Annotated in this window: 11 protein-coding genes; 7 read left to right on the top strand and 4 right to left on the bottom strand. The window is 37.0% G+C overall.

All coding sequences use genetic code 11. The features are described from left to right. Positions 1–63 precede the first annotated feature (63 nt). Complete coding sequence (gene obgE / locus ABS768_RS03765) at positions 64–1,065, top strand: GTPase ObgE (protein WP_408073627.1); 1,002 nt, start codon at positions 64–66, stop codon at positions 1,063–1,065. Between the two features lie 32 nt (positions 1,066–1,097). Here the strand turns inward: obgE and ABS768_RS03760 are convergent, their stop codons facing one another. Together ABS768_RS03760 and ABS768_RS03755 are read right to left on the bottom strand one after the other, a co-directional pair. Next, positions 1,098–2,156 carry a nucleotidyltransferase domain-containing protein gene (locus ABS768_RS03760; protein ID WP_408073626.1) on the bottom strand — a complete coding sequence of 353 codons (1,059 nt, stop codon included), beginning with the start codon at positions 2,154–2,156 and terminating at the stop codon, positions 1,098–1,100. Then, positions 2,153–2,905, bottom strand: coding sequence for a nucleotidyltransferase domain-containing protein (locus ABS768_RS03755; RefSeq protein WP_408073625.1), 753 nt, complete (start codon positions 2,903–2,905; stop codon positions 2,153–2,155). Before ABS768_RS03755 ends, ABS768_RS03760 begins: the two co-directional genes overlap by 4 nt. A 208-nt stretch (positions 2,906–3,113) precedes the next feature. Here ABS768_RS03755 and ABS768_RS03750 point away from each other — a divergent pair, with 208 nt between their 5' ends. Then, complete coding sequence (locus tag ABS768_RS03750) at positions 3,114–5,258, top strand: S46 family peptidase (RefSeq protein WP_408073624.1); 2,145 nt, start codon at positions 3,114–3,116, stop codon at positions 5,256–5,258. Between the two features lie 78 nt (positions 5,259–5,336). Here the strand turns inward: ABS768_RS03750 and ABS768_RS03745 are convergent, their stop codons facing one another. Continuing rightward, positions 5,337–11,831, bottom strand: coding sequence for an alpha-2-macroglobulin family protein (locus ABS768_RS03745; RefSeq protein WP_408073623.1), 6,495 nt, complete (start codon positions 11,829–11,831; stop codon positions 5,337–5,339). Positions 11,832–11,985: 154 nt separating this feature from the next. Between ABS768_RS03745 and ABS768_RS03740 the strand changes: the two genes are divergently transcribed. After that, a complete protein-coding gene (locus tag ABS768_RS03740; RefSeq protein WP_408073622.1) occupies positions 11,986–13,344 on the top strand; it encodes a UDP-N-acetylmuramate--L-alanine ligase in 1,359 nt (452 codons plus the stop codon). Positions 13,345–13,356: 12 nt separating this feature from the next. Here the strand turns inward: ABS768_RS03740 and ABS768_RS03735 are convergent, their stop codons facing one another. Beyond that, positions 13,357–13,941 carry a DUF1287 domain-containing protein gene (locus ABS768_RS03735; RefSeq protein WP_408073621.1) on the bottom strand — a complete coding sequence of 195 codons (585 nt, stop codon included), beginning with the start codon at positions 13,939–13,941 and terminating at the stop codon, positions 13,357–13,359. An 87-nt stretch (positions 13,942–14,028) separates the two neighbouring features. On the opposite strand from ABS768_RS03735, the gene radC reads away from it, so the two are divergent. From radC to ABS768_RS03715, 4 genes are all read left to right on the top strand, one after another. Further along, complete coding sequence (gene radC, locus ABS768_RS03730; RefSeq protein WP_408073620.1) at positions 14,029–14,727, top strand: RadC family protein; 699 nt, start codon at positions 14,029–14,031, stop codon at positions 14,725–14,727. An 88-nt stretch (positions 14,728–14,815) separates the two neighbouring features. Next, positions 14,816–15,448, top strand: coding sequence for an ABC transporter ATP-binding protein (locus tag ABS768_RS03725; protein WP_408073619.1), 633 nt, complete (start codon positions 14,816–14,818; stop codon positions 15,446–15,448). After that, positions 15,445–16,827, top strand: coding sequence for an ABC transporter permease (locus ABS768_RS03720; protein ID WP_408073618.1), 1,383 nt, complete (start codon positions 15,445–15,447; stop codon positions 16,825–16,827). Before ABS768_RS03725 ends, ABS768_RS03720 begins: the two co-directional genes overlap by 4 nt. Next, the gene (locus ABS768_RS03715; RefSeq protein WP_408073617.1) at positions 16,820–17,326 is read left to right on the top strand and encodes a hypothetical protein; all 507 of its coding nucleotides are present in this window, start codon (positions 16,820–16,822) and stop codon (positions 17,324–17,326) included. Before ABS768_RS03720 ends, ABS768_RS03715 begins: the two co-directional genes overlap by 8 nt.

The raw sequence follows: 17,326 nt of genomic DNA, 5'->3' as shown, positions 1-17,326 counted from the left end.
CAACAAACAATAATTGGTGATGGATGGGGTATACCCAGCGCCTGAAACCTGAAACATAAAGAAATGACAGAAGGGAATTTTGTAGATTACGTAAAAATATATGTTGCCTCAGGTAAAGGAGGTAAAGGGTCTACTCACCTACACAGGGAAAAGTTTATTGAAAAAGGCGGACCCGATGGTGGAGATGGTGGTCGTGGCGGTCACGTTTACCTTGTAGGTAATAAAGGGCTGTGGACACTTTTTCACTTAAAGTTTGCCAGGCATATTAAAGCCGGGCACGGAGGAGATGGCGGTAGCGCCAGAAGTACCGGTGCCGATGGTGAAGATAAGTTTATAGAAGTACCTCTGGGTACGGTTATTCGTGATAAGGAAACTAATGAGATTTTGTTTGAAATAACCGAAGACGGAGAAAAAAAAATATTAGCTAAAGGAGGTAAGGGAGGTTTAGGTAACTGGCATTTCCGTAGTTCTACAAACCAAACACCGCGTTATGCACAACCGGGGCTTACGGGCGAGGAGCTTGATGTTATCCTTGAGCTTAAAGTACTGGCCGATGTAGGTTTGGTAGGGTTCCCTAATGCAGGCAAGTCTACATTATTATCAGTACTTACATCTGCAAAACCAAAAATTGCCGATTATCCTTTTACCACATTAAAACCTAATTTAGGTATTGTGGCTTACAGGGATTATCAGTCGTTTGTAATAGCCGATATTCCTGGGATTATAGAAGGTGCTGCCGAAGGTAAAGGTCTAGGGCATTACTTTTTAAGGCATATTGAGCGTAACTCTACACTGCTTTTCTTAGTTCCGGCGGATACCGAAGATATAAAGAAGGAGTATGATATACTTGTAGATGAGCTTAGAAGGTATAATCCGGAGATGTTGGATAAAGACAGGCTGGTAGCCATATCAAAATGCGATATGCTTGATGATGAACTAAAAGCCGAGCTTAAAGAACAGCTTGACGAAGAGCTTAAAGATATACCATATATATTTATCTCATCGGTAGCCCAACAGGGACTGGTCGAATTAAAAGATAAACTATGGCAAATGCTTAATAGTTAAAATAAAAGAGGGATGTATTTTGCATCCCTCTTTTATTTATATAATATACTTCGCATTGAGATAAGTATATCCTCGGCTTTGCTTTTATCTGGAGACTCGGGTAAGTTGGATTTACTGTAAAGTCTTTCGATGTTTTTTAAAAGGTTATTTGCTTTCTCTAAAATTTCATCATAATCAAATTCTCCTTTTTTTATTTTTAAAAGTTCCTCTCTGTTGTTAACTTTTATGGAGAGACTGTTTTTTTCTAATATTTGCTCGGCAGACTGTAGTAATCGAATGGTATGCATCATGTTTTTAGAATCGTAGTTTTTACCATGGTGCATATTGGTACTATAGCGCTCATCATTTCTTTTTTCAACCCAATCCCAATATTCCCTATATTTTTTACAGTAAGAAGAATAAGCTTCTAAATTAAATGATAGGTATGCTAATTGCTTTTCATTTTTTGGTATGGATGAGGTAACTACAGTATTTGATGATTCTTTTTGTAAAACACCTTTGTACTTTAAATTTCCGCTATAGTCATAAAATAAGGCATACATTCCTTTTGAATTGGAAATGTTAGATAGTCCGCATTTTTCCTGTTGTAAATTGTGTTGTTTTAGCCAATTGTTAAAAGGAACGGCATTATGCCCTTCAAGTATAAAACAGAAATCAATAATAGTTTCTTTCTCTTTGGGTAAAGGGTTTACAATCTTCTTTTTAAGTCCTCGGGCTTTTTTTATTTGTGTTGTCGCATATCCTGCAAATGCGTCCTTACATAGTTTAGATAAAAAGTCTTCAAGTCTTAGCTTATCCATAATTGGATTTTTGTATAAAATACAATCTGGAGGAGAGGCCAGTATTTCAAGAATATTAGGATTGTTTTTTGTTAGTAGCTCTATAAAACGCCCCAGTTCATAATACACTATATCATTAGATTCGTTACTTACCTGCGGGATATATTCCAGTCCGAAAATTTTTTCCTTAGGTAAATAAAACACTCCTTTTATATCAGTGTCTGATGTAGGAGTGTCCAGCCCAAAAGATTTACTGCCTGAAAGTACTTCCAGTAATATAAGGTTATCTTTTTTTAAGTCGTCTATAGTCATATCCTGTTGATCTCGGCTTTAAAGAAATCATCTAATTCATTATTTATTTTTTTCCCCGGTTTCAGTTTTCCGGCATTTTCCTGATTATATAAAATAGTCTTTTTTAAAAACTGGGTGATAGCTGTATTTTTCGGATGAAGGTAGCTTTCATCTTTTCCGGCTTTTATTTCCATTAGCTCTTTAATAACACTTTGTATATCTGCAGGAGCTAAAGGTAGTACACCGTTAAAGGCAACCGGAGGGAAAGAGTTGTTGTTAATAATCCATTTTCCTGCTAAGGCACTTCTCAAGGCATAAAAATAACTTTTGAGCTTTATTTTTTCGACTTCACAAACTTCCATAAAGTTTTTGGTTGTGCCTAAATAGTGATGCAGAGTAGCAATTGGAGAAAAACATTGGATTGACAGTTCCTGCATTTGTTTCAGGAATTTGTTATTTGTTGCGTATACAACAGGCGAGTGTAACCATTCCATTAAAGGAGCGTTAGACTTAGCCAGTAACTTTAGTGCTTTTGCTAAATCCCAACCCGAACCATCAAGGTCTTCCTTTGTCATAAATTCAATTACATCGCGTTTTTCCCATAGGGAAACATACCATTCAGGGGTATGTTTATATATAAATCTTATATCATAATCACTATCGGGTGAAGCAAACCCCCAAGCCCTGCTGCCCGATTCAACAGCATGCAGTATATTAATGCTTTCTTCTTTTTCAATTTCTGTAAGTTTTGATAAGATAAGGTCTTTCATTTCAATTTTTTTACGAAAATACATTTTTTAAAAAAAGCATATTGTTTTCAGGGGAAATCATGCGGTTTTTACGCCGTGTTTATTTTACGAAATTCTCAAAAAAGAGGTATATTCGCAGCACTAAAGCAATAAAGTTGATACTAACCGTGTAACAAAATATGTAATACGGCTACTTATTGGCTAAACTTTTTAATCTTATAAAAATCAGATGAAAAAACTTATTTTGTTCCTTACCATGTCACTCATGGTAATGCCTGTAAGGGCAGACGAAGGTATGTGGTTTTTAATGTTCATTGAACGTTTAAACTACAGGGATATGCAAAAAATGGGCTTACAGTTAACTGCTGAAGAAATTTACAGCATTAACAACCACAGCCTTAAAGACGCTATTGTGCAGTTTGATGGCGGATGTACTGCAGAGGTAATCTCTAAAGAAGGTTTGGTTTTAACAAACCACCACTGCGGTTATGAAGCTATTGCTGAGCTTTCAACTCCTGAGGCAAACTACCTGAGAGATGGTTACTGGGCACCAACCAGAGCTGATGAGCTTAAACCAAAAAGCCTTTCTGTTCGTTTCTTTGTAAGAATGGACGATGTTTCTAAAAGAATCCTTTCTAAAGTTAACGACAGTATGACTGAAGAAGAGAGACAGAAAGCGATTCAGCAGGAAAGTGCTCTAATTGAAAAAGAAAACAGTGAAGGTGGTAAGTATGTAGTTTCTGTTCGTTCTTTCTTTGAAGGTAATGAGTACTACTACTTCGTTTACCAGGATTACAACGACGTTCGTCTTGTAGGTACTCCACCGGAAAGCATTGGTAAATTTGGTGGTGATACAGATAACTGGGAATGGCCACGTCATACAGGAGATTTCTCTATGTTCCGTATTTATGCTGATGCAAACGGTAACCCGGCAGAATATTCTCCAAACAACGTTCCTTTAACTCCTAAGCATTATTTACCTGTGAGCCTTAATGGTGTTCAGGAAGATGATTTTGCTATGATATTAGGTTACCCTGGCCGTACTAACCGTTGGATGCCTGCTGCAGGTATTGAGCAAAATGTAAAATATGCTTACCCTGCATGGGTAGAGTCGTCTAAACTGGGTATGGACAGAATGAAGGTTTACATGGATCAAAGCGATGCAGTTCGTCTTGACTATGCTTCAAAATATGCTCAGGTAGCAAACTACTGGAAAAACCGTCAGGGTATGATTGATGCCCTTACAAAACATAAAACTGCCGAAACTAAAGCTAAAGGTGAGGCTAAGTTCAACAAATGGGCTAACAAAAAAGCAAATAAAGATAAGTATGGTGATGTTATCGCTAACATAAATGCATACTATGCTAAGACTAACGAAAAAGCGCGTCAGGATAATTACCTTATAGGGCTTTTAAGAACAAGTACTTTTGCGGTATTGCCATACAGAGTAGGCAGTGCACTTATGCAGTATGCATCGGCATCTGAAGCTCAAAGGGCTCAGGTACTTCCAAGAATCGAAGAGTTTGTAGCAGAAGAGTATAAAACATTATACATGCCTCTTGAAAAAGATGTTCTTGCTGCTCAACTTCATTTATATGCTACAAAATCTACAGGATATGATATTGCTCCGCTTGTAGCTCAAATAGGTAAAGAGAATAATTTTGATTATACTGCTTATGTAAACAATGCTTTTGAGAACAGTATATTCAAATCTAAAGAAAGCGTTGAGGAGTTCCTTAAAAATCCTAATGCAGAGGCACTTCAAAATGATCCTCTATTCTTACTTTCTAACGATATTTTAACTCAGTACAGAGCTGTGCCGGATGATATTACTGCTCTTCAGGACAGCTATTCTAAATCTTTCCGTTTAATGGTACAGGGTATGAGAGAGGCTAATCCGAAAGTAAAATACTATCCGGATGCTAACAGTACATTACGTTTAACTTATGGTAAAGTAAGATCTCTTCCTAAAGACAGTCGTAATGATGCTGCTAAAAATTACTATACTACAATGAAAGGTGAAGTGGCTAAATACAAGCCAAATGATCCTGAATTTGACCTGCCTAAAAAACTTATTGAAATGTATGAGGCTAAAGACTTTGGTCGTTATGCAGATAAAGCAGGATATATGCCGGTAAACTTCCTTACTGATAACGATATTACAGGTGGTAACTCTGGTTCTCCTGTATTAAATGGTAAAGGTGAGCTTATTGGTCTTGCTTTTGATGGTAACATTGAGGCAATGGCTGGTGACGTAATATTTGATAAAGAACTTCAAAGAACTATTAACGTAGATATTCGTTATGTACTTTGGGTAATCGATAAGTTCTCTGGCGCTAAGCACATTGTAGACGAAATGACGATTGCAGAATAATTTAATTATTATTTGTTCAAATAAAAAACGCCTCCTGTTAACAGGAGGCGTTTTTGTTTACTCTTATTTGAATTAAAGTTAAGGTATGATTTTTATTGTTATGCCTTTTGTGTGTCCCGAAAACTCAGTTGCATACATGCTTTGTATGGTTGATATACCGTTTGAGAATGTTCCGGCATTGTTTACCCTAACATCATATTCCAGTACACAAGTTCCTTTGTCTAATCTGTCAAAAAAGAAGTTTGTAGCAGCATCTCGGGTTGTCATATAATACCTTGTGTTTGCTGTGTACTTATTGCCCGAAAAAACATCCATAGGCTCAAAACCCGAAGCTCTCATATCTTTAAGATGAACATACTCTATGTCTTCAGTAATGTTTAGTACAATCCTTACAGTAACAAGGTCGCCAATTTTTAAAGGTGAGTCGGCCGTAATTTGATTTAATGATGTTTCACTTCCGTTTTTCACTTTCAGGTAGAGTTCCTTAGTTATGTTCATTAATCCTTTTTGGGTATCCTGTATCTTATCAAGGTCTTCAAAATACTGACAAAATAATCCTCCATAACCCGGTACTTTACTTTTGTTTTCTATACTGAATTCTGATAGTTTTTTGGAGACTTCAGTATTGTTCCATTCCAGTTTTAGATAACCTGTTTCGGCTTCTTTTTTGGTTTCAGCCAATTTGTTGTTTAATGAAATATCATCTCCACATTTTATGGTAGTATTATCTTTAACCGATAACCAGTCGCTTCCCTGCATTAATAAGGCATAAACGGCTTCGGTAGTAGCTTTGGTGGTTGACCAGTGTTTGTTTTGTTTGTTTTTAATAAGCCATACCTTCATTGCATCTGCCGACTCTACGTCGTTATCAATTTCAATTATTGCCTCAATTAAAAGAGCCTGTGTTTCTATAGGTGATTTGTACCAGTACCATCCGGCCTTGTTTTCTATCCAGTACATGCCCCATTCGGTATTGTTTGAAGAAGTTTCCCTAAGGCTCTCGGTTATTTTTTTTGCGGTTATGGTATCACCAAACCTTTTGAGAGTTAGGGCAGCCATTCCCTTTTCATAGAGGGAATAGTTAAGCCAGTTGGTTTTGATGTTGTTTAAATATTTGTCTATTCTTGCTTTTAGACTGTCTTTCACAGGATATTGTTCTGTATAAAAACTTCTTGTATATAAATAATGCAGTGATGAGTAAGGAGTGGTTAAAACTAATTTTTTATTCTTTTTTGTTCTTTCGTTATCTGTTTTTATAAAATGGTCGTCAATGTGCTCGACTCCTCTTTTGGTAATACGTTTAACAGAAATGTTTGTAGTGTCGGTTATTTTTAATTTTGACAAATGGCCCAGTCCGGCAAGTATATGCCTAGTAATATACTCATCGGTTCTGCCTTCAGAAAACCATGGGAAAGCACCGTTTTCCTGTCGGTCTTCCAGTATTGCAAGGTTGGCTGTCATAGCATTTTCCATTTTGTCAAATTCAAAAAGTAGAGCCAGTCGGTTTTTCTTTTCCTGTTCGGTTTGAGCATCCAGTAACCACGGAGTTTCTGTCAGTATAATTGATTTCAGCTCTTCGTTCTGTTCAAGCTTAGATGGTTTACCTTCTTTTTTCCAAGAATCAAAAACCTCTTTAATTTTTGGATTACTGTTCAATACCGAAGCTGCAATAGCATTAGCATATACCCTTGAGAAAAGCTGTTCAGAGCATTCGTGCTCAAACTCCATAAGGTATGGTAATGACTGTAGTGCTATCCATGCCGGGTTTGAAGTGTATTCAAAAACCACTTTATGATTTTTAAGGGTGGACGACGTGTTATTCTTTAAATTCTCTAATGTATATTGTTTTGTTTCATTCGGTTTAACCCATATAGGTATACTTTCGGTTACCAGTGTTCTGTTAGTTAGAACAGGAAGTAAACTTTCAACACCATCAGTATAATTACCGGCTTTAGCAACCACTTTATATTGTATGCCTTCTATACCTCGTGGTACGGTAATTGTCCAGTTTACAACAGTATTATTCTTGCCTGCAATAGTGAAAGGCTTAGTGTTGTTACTGTTTGAGGCTATACTGTCTATAGGTTGCATGTTTACTGCATTGTAGAGTATAAGTATGGCGTTTCCTGTTTTAGGTGCGGTGGTCATATTTGTTACCTTGGCACTAATTACAATGGTATCGGCTTCCCTCAGGAAGCGGGGCATATTAGGGACTATCATCAGGTCCTTTTGTGTAATTGCCAAATGTTCCAGATAACCCGAATCCAATTGCTTACTATGGGCAAAAAGGCGAAGTCTCCACTCGGTTAATGCTTCAGGGGAAGTGAAGCTAAAGGTAAGGTCGCCATTTTTGTTTGTTGTTAAATGAGGATAAAAGAAAGCTGTTTCATTTAGGTTTTTTCGGGTTTCTACCTTCTTCAGTTCTTCTTTTTGCTTTTCAATACCGTCATAGGTTGAAATAACTATTACTCCGTTAGCACCACGGTTTCCGTAAATTGAAGTTGCAGCGGCATCTTTTAATACTTGCACATTAGCTATTTGGTTTTGATTAATGCTTCTAAAACTATCTTCATCAACAGGTACACCGTCTATTATAAATAGAGGCGCGATATTACCGTCTATAGTGCCTGCACCTCTAAGTATTATGGTGCTTTCAGACCCGGGCTCGCCGGAGGCTGTAGTTATTGATACCCCGGCAATTTGTCCCTGTAAGGACTGTAGTACAGATGCGTTTGCCCTGTCTTCAATTGCTTCACTGGATATGTATGCAACAGCCATTACCGATTTTTGTTTGGTTGTACTTCTGTAAACGTCTTTTACTACAGGGCTAAGAAACATTCCTTCTTTTAGAAGAATATTATATATGTACTGACTCCCTACAACAACTTCCTGACTTTCATGTCCTACAAAGCTAAATTGGAGAACAGATCCTAAACCGGCTTCAATTGTAAACTCTCCGTCTAAATTAGTTTGTGTACTTATTTGGGTTCCTTTTACAAGTACATTTGCTGCAGGTAAAGGACCTGTTTCGTCACTAACAATTCCTGTTATTTTTATTGTTTTTTCAGTTGAATTTTTGTTTCCGTTAGTTTTAGCAGCATCTTTATAAATAAACCTACTGTGATTAATGTTAAATCCGTAACTGTTTATTTTGTCGGGATATGTTGAAAAAGGTACTTCGACATATGTGTAAGCCTCAAAAACACGTGATCTGGACCTGCCTCCTGTAGTGGTTTCTAAATAAGGTGTACGGTAGTAATTATAATTGTCTTCTTTTAAATAAGGCCAGTCTGTCCATGAATCATAGGTGAATTGATCAAGTGAAGTGTCATACATTGATGCCAGTACTTCAAATTTCTCTTTTTCTGTTCCTGTTATACTAAACGACCATGTTTCGTTATTTCCCGGTGTGAGGTTGCTGCGAAGGGTAGAAGACGTTATTTTAAGATACGAATTACTCGTTTTCCTGAAGTTATATTCTTCTTTTTCAGTAAAAAAATCATTTTGCCACACGTAATAAAACTTTATTTCAACATTTTCAGCTTCAGGAGATAATGGTACTTTAATATTGGTTTTGTTGTTTTGCAAGTGAGTTATTTTATCATAACTGCGATTTCCGTTTTCATATGCTTCTACAGCTACATAAAGATTTTCAAGTTTAGAGGCCAGTTCCAGTTCTACATATCCGTCGGTCATGTAATTTTTGTTAAGCTCTTTATATCTGAATATGTATTCATTAGGCTGTTTCTCTTTATTTTCAAAAGTGAAAGTTTTTTTCTTTTCAATAATGTGGTTTGTTGTATCGATAGCCGAGATAACAATTTCATATTTTCCTGTATCCCATTCTTTAAGGTTTGGGTTAAGCCTGAAGGAACCATCTTTCAGTTGTATTTTTTGAGATAATATTACTCTTTCCCTCTCCGGAGACTGAGACTCTTCTCTGCTTTTATATGGGGTGTAAGGGAAATTTTTTTCAAATTCTTCCTTGCTTATGCTTTGTATTTCCGGCTCATACCATGGTCTTTCCTTTTTTATTGATTGTCTGTCAGAAGATAATTTGTAGATTGTTATTTCGGCAACAGCAGGTATAGGATGATCATTAAGGTTATTCGATTTAACTAAAATTCCGTCTTTATGTTCTTCGGTAAGATCATAAGGTATATAAGAGCTTAATTCCAAATCATGATAACCGGTTTTTATGTGGAGTTGTTTTTCCTGAGTTTCACCATTAATATCCGTCACGTCAATATTTATCTCATAACTAAATACGGGTAGTTTGTTTTCATCCGACCCTTCTATAGCTTCGGGGGTAAAGGGTATTGAAAATTTTCCGTTTTTATCTGTAGTGGTTTCTCCTTTTATAGGAGTAAAAGAACCAAGTATTCCTGATTGTGAGCAGTATCTAGACCTGTCTATTACATACTTTACTCTTGCTTCAGTTAAATTTGCTCCGCTTAATGATTTTGCCTTTCCGGTTACAATTGCCGGTTTATTTATAATAATAGGTTCTTTAATTGTGTCAAACTCAATTTCAAAGGTTGGTCTTTTATATTCTTCAACCACAACCCTTTTTGAGAAATAATCAAAATATACATTTTCATTATCCCAAAAAGGATGTTCATCTTTTCTTTTATTATATGCTTCATCGAGTTCATAATCTTCATCTTCATCAACTTCGATTTCAAACTCTCCGGTCATTGCATTTTTTGGAATTTGAAATTCTCCTGAAAACGATCCGAATTCATTTGTTTTAAGGCGTAGTGTTTTTAGTTCGTTATAATCAGCATCAGTAATGTATACGCTAACATAAATGTTTGGGACTGCGCTGTAAATAGAATTAACCTCTTGGGTTATTATACCTTTAAAATATATGGTTTGCCCAGGCCTGTATATTGCTCTATCGGTAAATATTTTACCTGATACATTTATTTCCGGTTCCTCTTCCTTTTTGTTTTTCTCATTATAGTAATAATGAACTGAATTGTTACTGTTTAGGGTGTCTTGCCTGTTATATATGAGAGGGTTTTCGTATTTTTTGCGACTTTTTTGATTAGGTTTATATTTTGGGTTTTTTACAATTGCCACTCCCTCTTTATTAGTAACGTAATTTTTTTCGGCATATATAATTTTTGCATTTTTAACAGGCTCGCCACTTTCCCTGTTAAGGATTCTGTAGTAAGTGTGATCTTTTTCATTTTGTTCTACAGAGGTGAGCTCTGTCACTATAATTTTTGCTGGTTCAGAATAGTTTTCATTGGTTTCTGTAGGAGAAACTTCCATTAAGTAATGGCCTGGCTGTAAGGGGGGGAGTATAATTTCTGTGTCATATTCAAAATATGGTGCTCTTTTAGGCATGTCATATTTTAGTATGGTAGGGGTAATTTCTTTTGTAGTGTCTGTTTTAAAACCGGCATTTACTTTGTACAGTTTTACGTATAGAGAGTCAAAATTTCTAAAGCTTACTTTAGCTAAAAAAGGCTTATTAGGGATAATATATTTTTCTGTCTCAATACTGCAACTTTTACCGCTAATAGAGTTTTTAAGCAATGCCGCATCATCTGCAACATGGTTTATTCTGTAATTGTTTATTATTTCGTCACAAATTTCAATGGCTTTTTCACGGTATTCAGGATGATTATCTTTTTTTGCTATATTATGATATAGCTGTGCTGTTTTAAGTTTTGCTTCAAATAAAAAAGGTGACTGTTTCCAGCTGCTACATATTTCTAAGAGAGTGTTTAAGTAGGTTTCCTGTAGGTTTTCCGGTGTGTTATATGAATAATTTTTATTGAAAAAAGTAAGTCTTCTTAAAACGGCCCGTTGCAGGTTTAAGGTGTCATTTTTATCGTGATAGAATTTTTCAATATCCTGAAACAAAGCAAAAGCTTTGCTGTTTTTTGGATAATCAGAGAAATCTGCATTTCGAAAAGTTTCACTGTTTTTAAGTACTAAGCCTGTGCTGTTTGAGTATCTGTCAATTTCGAGCTGTTTGATATATTGCTCAAAAAGAAAATCGTATAACGAACGGTTGGTTTTTGTTAGTATGGGGTTAAGTTGTATAATGGCATCATAGTTACTTAAAGGTACTTTATATAACGCCTCTCTGTTTTCAATACTTTTTTTATAGGCTTTTTCTATTTCTTCATTATAGTTTATGCTACTCCATTCCATTATGTTTTCGGGAGTAGCGTTTTCAAGATAAGTAGGGCTGTTTATTTCATGTTTAAATCGATTGTAATAATCGTTCAATGCGCTGGCATATAGGTATTCTATTAAAGCCTTGCCCGGTACGCTCACTTTTTCTTTTTCCTGTTTTAAAAGTTTGAAAATCTTCATTTGAGCATTTTCTTCCAGTTTTTGTATATATCTGGCTTTAAAAAAGAAGGCTTTAATTATTTGAGGTTCGTTGTGTTCTTTTCTGGCAAGTTCAAGAATTTTGTCTGTCTCTGCATCCGCCGATTTTATTTTTCCGTCAAGTTCGTAGTTAATTACTTTTTCCCATTTATAATTATAATGCTGTGCATTTATGGTAAAGCTTATCAATAATGTGAGTAGGAGTAAGGCTTTTTTCATGTTTGGGAGGTTTTATGAGCAATATGCCGCATTTTTGTTTAATGCGGTTAGCTGTTGTTGTGCTATGATTTTATTACTTTTGGTATTTAATAATATAGAGTATTATTTTCCCTGTAAGGTTGGGAAGCTTATATAAAAAATAATCAGAAATTAAATGCGTACACATTTTATAGCAATAGGGGGGAGCGCTATGCACAACCTTGCACTGGCACTTCACGAAAAAGGATATGTGGTTACCGGTAGCGATGATGCCATTTTTGAACCATCGCGTACAAGGCTTGAAAACAAAGGGCTTTTGCCTCAACAAATGGGATGGTTTCCTGAAAAACTTACTGCCGATATTGATGCCGTAATTTTAGGGATGCACGCCAAAGCCGATAATCTTGAGTTATTAAAAGCGCAGGAACTGGGGCTTAAAATATATTCATATCCTGAGTTTTTATATGAGCAGTCTAAAAGTAAAACCCGCGTTGTTATAGGTGGTTCTCATGGTAAAACTACCATAACCAGCATGATACTTCATGTAATGAACTACCATGATATAGAAGTAGATTATATGGTAGGAGCACAACTGGAAGGTTTTGATACAATGGTGCATTTAACCGAAGAAAACGACTTTATAGTGCTGGAAGGAGATGAGTATCTTTCGTCACCAATAGACAGGAGACCTAAGTTTCACCTTTATCAGCCTAATATTGCACTTATAAGCGGTATTGCCTGGGATCATATTAATGTGTTTCCAACCTATGAAAATTATGTAGAGCAGTTTGAAATTTTTATTGAAAAAATTACAAACGGTGGTATATTGGTTTATAATGAAAACGACCCTGAAGTTAAGCGTGTAGCTGAAGCTGCTTCAAACCCAATTAGAAAACTGCCATACCATACTCCGTATTATTCGGTAGAAGATGGTGTGACATATCTTGAAACTCCCGAAGGTGCTATGCCTATTGAGGTGTTTGGAGAGCATAATCTAAACAATCTTGCCGGCGCTAAGTGGATATGCCAGAATATGGGAGTAGATGAAGCCGATTTTTATGAGGCTATAGCTACTTTTAAAGGGGCAAGTAAACGACTGGAGAAAATAGCCGAGAACGGTAAAAATGTTGCATATAAAGATTTTGCTCATTCGCCAAGCAAGGTAGCTGCTACTACAAAAGCGGTTAAAGATCAGTACCCTGACAGGAAGCTTATTGCCTGCCTTGAGCTGCATACTTACAGCAGCCTTAATGCCGAGTTTTTAAAGGAGTATGAGGGTGCTTTAGATAAGGCCGATGTGGCTGTGGTTTTCTATTCGCCCGAAGCTGTAAAAATTAAACAGCTTGAAGAGGTTACCTACGAGCAGATAGCTAAAGCTTTTAATAGGGAAGACCTGATTATTTATACCAATCCAGAGGCTTTTAAGGAGTATTTATTCCATTTAAAATATGATACCGAAGGGGTAGCGCTGCTACTTATGAGTAGCGGTAACTATGGCGGACTTAATTTTGATGATGTGAAAACATTATTATAAAAAAAGAGGGACTTAATGTCCCTCTTTTTTGTACCGGTAGTGCCCGCTTACAGAATAGTCAAAGAGGCAGTCTTCTAAAACTTGTCCGCTGCCTATATTGTGTACAATCATATAATTACCTGATTTTCCTTTTTTGTTTACTACAATGCCTATGTGAGGTACGTTTCCACCCAGCATCCAGGTAACAAGGTCTCCGGGTTTGTAATCACTTCCCTTTTTTGTTACTGTTAGTTTTTCTCCTTTGCGCGTAAAAAAAGTTTGTAGGTTAGGTACTCTGCGATGATCAATATTAGTATCGGTAGATTTTAAACCCCATGACTTAGGGTATTTCGAGAAGTTTGCCTTCATGTCCTCGTGTACTTCCTTTTGCAAATCAATGCCCAGTTTGCGGTAAGCGCGTATTACCACATCAGTACATACACCGGTGTGCGCAGGGACATCGCCGTTAGGATATTTGATTTTTACATAAGAAGGGTCATATCTTACACGGTCTTCGGTAAGGGTAATTGCAGCATCTGAAAGGCGTTGGTAGAAGTCTTTTTCTACATCTGCCTTAAAAATGGAACCGATAAGGAATAATAGTAAAAGTTGCTTCATTAATAAGGTGTTTTAGTAGGTTAACGTAATATTTTTATAAAATAGTATGCGGTTTTTAATTAAATTCGCAAACCTTACTTTAATAAAATGGAAGAAACCACAGGAAGCTTTTCAATAAAATATTGGGCTGAAGACGACAAGCCGCGCGAAAAATTAATACTTAAAGGCAAAACAGCCCTTAGTGATGCCGAACTCATTGCCATACTCATTGGGTCGGGCAGTCGCAATGAAAGTGCTGTCGAACTCAGTAAACGTATTTTAAAGAGTGTAGACAATAATCTTAACACGCTTGGTAAACTCTCGGTAAAACAGTTAATGACTTTTAAGGGAATAGGAGAAGCAAAAGCGGTCACTATAGCTGCCGCTGCCGAACTGGGACGAAGGAGGAGAGAGGAAGATACGGTCGACCTGAAAAAGGTAACTTCAAGTAAAGCGGTATACGAAATCATGCAACCGCTTATAGGCGAATTACCGCATGAGGAATTTTGGGTACTGTATCTTAATAATTCCAATAAGGTAATTTATAAATCCCAGCTAAGTAAAGGCGGTATAACCGGTACTATAGTAGATGTACGCCTGGCATTTAAACTCGCGTTGGAGCATAATGCCACGGGTATGATATTGGTACACAATCATCCATCGGGAGCGTTGCAGGCCAGTGAACCCGACAGGCAGATAACTAAACAAATGCAGCAGGCAGGGCAAAGTTTAAGTATAAATATTCTTGACCATGTTATAGTAACCGAGAAAGCCTATCTTAGTTTTGCTGATGAAGGTTATTTATAACAAATGCGGTAAAATAGGCTAAATGTTAGGTTAATGCCGTTTTATTATCGCCCTATTTTCGTTAACTTGCAGGGCGTCTAAATAAAGAATGATGATTACTACAAAAGATATTCGCTTTTCCTATGGCAAAGGCACCTCTTTTCAGTTTCCCAATATAGCAGCCTCAAAGGGAGACAGTTTATTAATAACAGGAGGGTCGGGAAAAGGTAAAACTACATTACTGCATATTCTTGGTGGTTTACTAAAGCCGGAATCAGGAGAGGTGCTTATAGATGAAACAAGTCTTTCATCCTTGTCAGACAGGAAACTGGATCATTTTCGAGGTAAAAATATTGGGTTAGTATTACAACAGGCCTACTTTGTGGCATCGCTAACCGTACTGGAAAATGTAGTGCTGGCATCATGGCTGGCAACAGGTCATCAGGCAACCGAAAAAGCAAAACAGCTTTTGGAACAGCTGGACCTTAAAGATCACTTACATAAATTACCATCGCAGTTAAGTATCGGTCAGCAGCAAAGGGTATCTATAGCCCGTGCATTAATCAATGAACCTAAACTACTTCTTGCCGATGAGCCTACTTCAAGCCTCGATGACGAAAATGCCTATAAGGTTGCCGATATGCTTTCGGGACTGGCTAAGCAGTTTGGTACTGCTTTGGTAATAGTTACTCACGACCAGAGGTTAAAAGACCGTTTCCCTAATCAAATCACTTTATCATGATTACTAAAATTGCCTGGAAAAATATATGGTTTAAACCGCTTAATACTATCCTGAGTATAATATTATTAACGGCAAGTGTGGCCATAATTACCCTGCTGATATTATTGCAGGATCAGTTTGAGAAAAAATTTAACGATAATATAGATGGTATCGATATGGTTCTTGGTGCTCAGGGTAGCCCGTTGCAGCTTATACTGTCGTCGGTTTATCAGGTAGATGCTCCTACTGGTAATATCGATTATGCCGAAGCCAAAAAATGGATGAATCACCGCTTTGTGGAAACGGCTATACCATTGGCCTTTGGTGATAATTACCGTGGTTTCAGGATAGTGGGTACAACTCCTGAGTATCTTAAAAAGTACGGAGCCGAGTTAAGTGAAGGAAAAGTATTTGAACATAACTTCGATGTGGTTGTAGGTAGTGCTGTGGCACAAAAAATGAACATTAAGGTAGGTGATAAGTTTTTTGGTTCTCACGGGGATTCTGAAGAAGGTGAGGTGCACAAGGATCATGCTTATGTAGTAACCGGTATTGCTTCACACACAGGTAAGGTAGTAGATAATTTAATACTATGTAATATACCAAGTGTTTGGGCTATGCACGATCATGAGCACGAACACAATCATGACGAAGAAGGAACTGCAGAGGCACACAATCATGACGACCACGACCACCATGACCATGATGCAACTGAAGAGCTGAATGATCATGATGACCATGCTACGGCAGAAGAGGCCCATCACCACGATGATGAGCATGATCATGATCACGATCATCACGCCGAAGAAGCTCACCACCACAATCATGTAGATATGCCTGTAAGCGAAGAAGGGAAAGAAATTACGGCTGTACTTCTTAAGTTTAAAAGTAAAATGGCTATAGTTACCTGGCCCAGGTTAATACCTCAAAACACAAAAATGCAGGGAGCTCTTCCGGCTATAGAGATAAACAGGTTGTTTACGTTGTTCGGTATAGGGTTAGATGCTTTGCAGTATTTGGCTTACGGTATTATGCTTATATCGGGTATCAGTATCTTTATTGCTTTGTTCAATACGCTTAAAGAGAGAAAGTATGAGTTTGCCTTATTGCGTGTTAACGGGGCAAGCAGACTCCAGTTATTAATGCTGGTGCTTATAGAAAGTCTTTTACTTTGTGTTACCGGATATATTTTTGGAACGATTGTTGGACGATTGGCACTAAGCCTGATTTCGGGTTCATCTGAAAGTGAATTTAAAATTTCGTTTAATCCCTTAGAGTTTGTGTGGGAAAAAGAAGGATATTTATTCCTGCTCACTATCTTTGTAGGGGTTTTGGCAGCAGTTATACCTGCGGTTAAGGCTTATGGTTTAAATATTTCTAAAACACTGGCAAATGCGTAAAAATTATTTAGTAGTAGCAATTATTATGTTTTCGGGGTTAATGTTGATGTCTATGCGTACACCATCTGTAAATGCCTCGGGTTTTATAAAGCAAGCAACGGTTAAAGACAATATAGAGATTTTTGCAGATACACTATCGTGGAAACTTCTGGGTGAAATAAAATATGTAAAAAAGGCTAGCGACGACTATCCTGAAGGGGTAATGTTCCCTGTAGTAAATTCAACACTAAAAGCAAAAAGCAAAAAGACTATAGTGATGAGTGGTTTTATTATCCCTATAGATAACAAAACTTATGCGCTTAGTAAAAATGTTTTTGCTTCGTGTTTCTTTTGTGGTCAGGCGGGACCTGAAACCATTATGGGAATCAAGTTCAAGGATACTAACATGAGACTGAAAACCGACCAGTATGTAACATTGCAGGGAACTTTCAGGTACAATGACAGCGATGTGGACGACTGGATTTACCATATTGAAAATGCTGTTATCGTAAAACAATAG

This window comes from Flavobacterium rhizophilum, assembly GCF_046000485.1.
In the GTDB taxonomy this organism is placed as follows: domain Bacteria; phylum Bacteroidota; class Bacteroidia; order Flavobacteriales; family Flavobacteriaceae; genus Flavobacterium; species Flavobacterium rhizophilum.
This window is presented reverse-complemented; position numbering and strand designations above follow the sequence as displayed.

Coding starts and splice junctions, on each gene's coding strand:
- obgE (WP_408073627.1), top strand. CDS start 64: ATGACAGAAGGGAATTTTGTAGATTACGTAAAAATATATGTTGCCTCA.
- ABS768_RS03760 (WP_408073626.1), bottom strand. CDS start 2,156: ATGACTATAGACGACTTAAAAAAAGATAACCTTATATTACTGGAAGTA.
- ABS768_RS03755 (WP_408073625.1), bottom strand. CDS start 2,905: ATGAAAGACCTTATCTTATCAAAACTTACAGAAATTGAAAAAGAAGAA.
- ABS768_RS03750 (WP_408073624.1), top strand. CDS start 3,114: ATGAAAAAACTTATTTTGTTCCTTACCATGTCACTCATGGTAATGCCT.
- ABS768_RS03745 (WP_408073623.1), bottom strand. CDS start 11,831: ATGAAAAAAGCCTTACTCCTACTCACATTATTGATAAGCTTTACCATA.
- ABS768_RS03740 (WP_408073622.1), top strand. CDS start 11,986: ATGCGTACACATTTTATAGCAATAGGGGGGAGCGCTATGCACAACCTT.
- ABS768_RS03735 (WP_408073621.1), bottom strand. CDS start 13,941: ATGAAGCAACTTTTACTATTATTCCTTATCGGTTCCATTTTTAAGGCA.
- radC (WP_408073620.1), top strand. CDS start 14,029: ATGGAAGAAACCACAGGAAGCTTTTCAATAAAATATTGGGCTGAAGAC.
- ABS768_RS03725 (WP_408073619.1), top strand. CDS start 14,816: ATGATGATTACTACAAAAGATATTCGCTTTTCCTATGGCAAAGGCACC.
- ABS768_RS03720 (WP_408073618.1), top strand. CDS start 15,445: ATGATTACTAAAATTGCCTGGAAAAATATATGGTTTAAACCGCTTAAT.
- ABS768_RS03715 (WP_408073617.1), top strand. CDS start 16,820: ATGCGTAAAAATTATTTAGTAGTAGCAATTATTATGTTTTCGGGGTTA.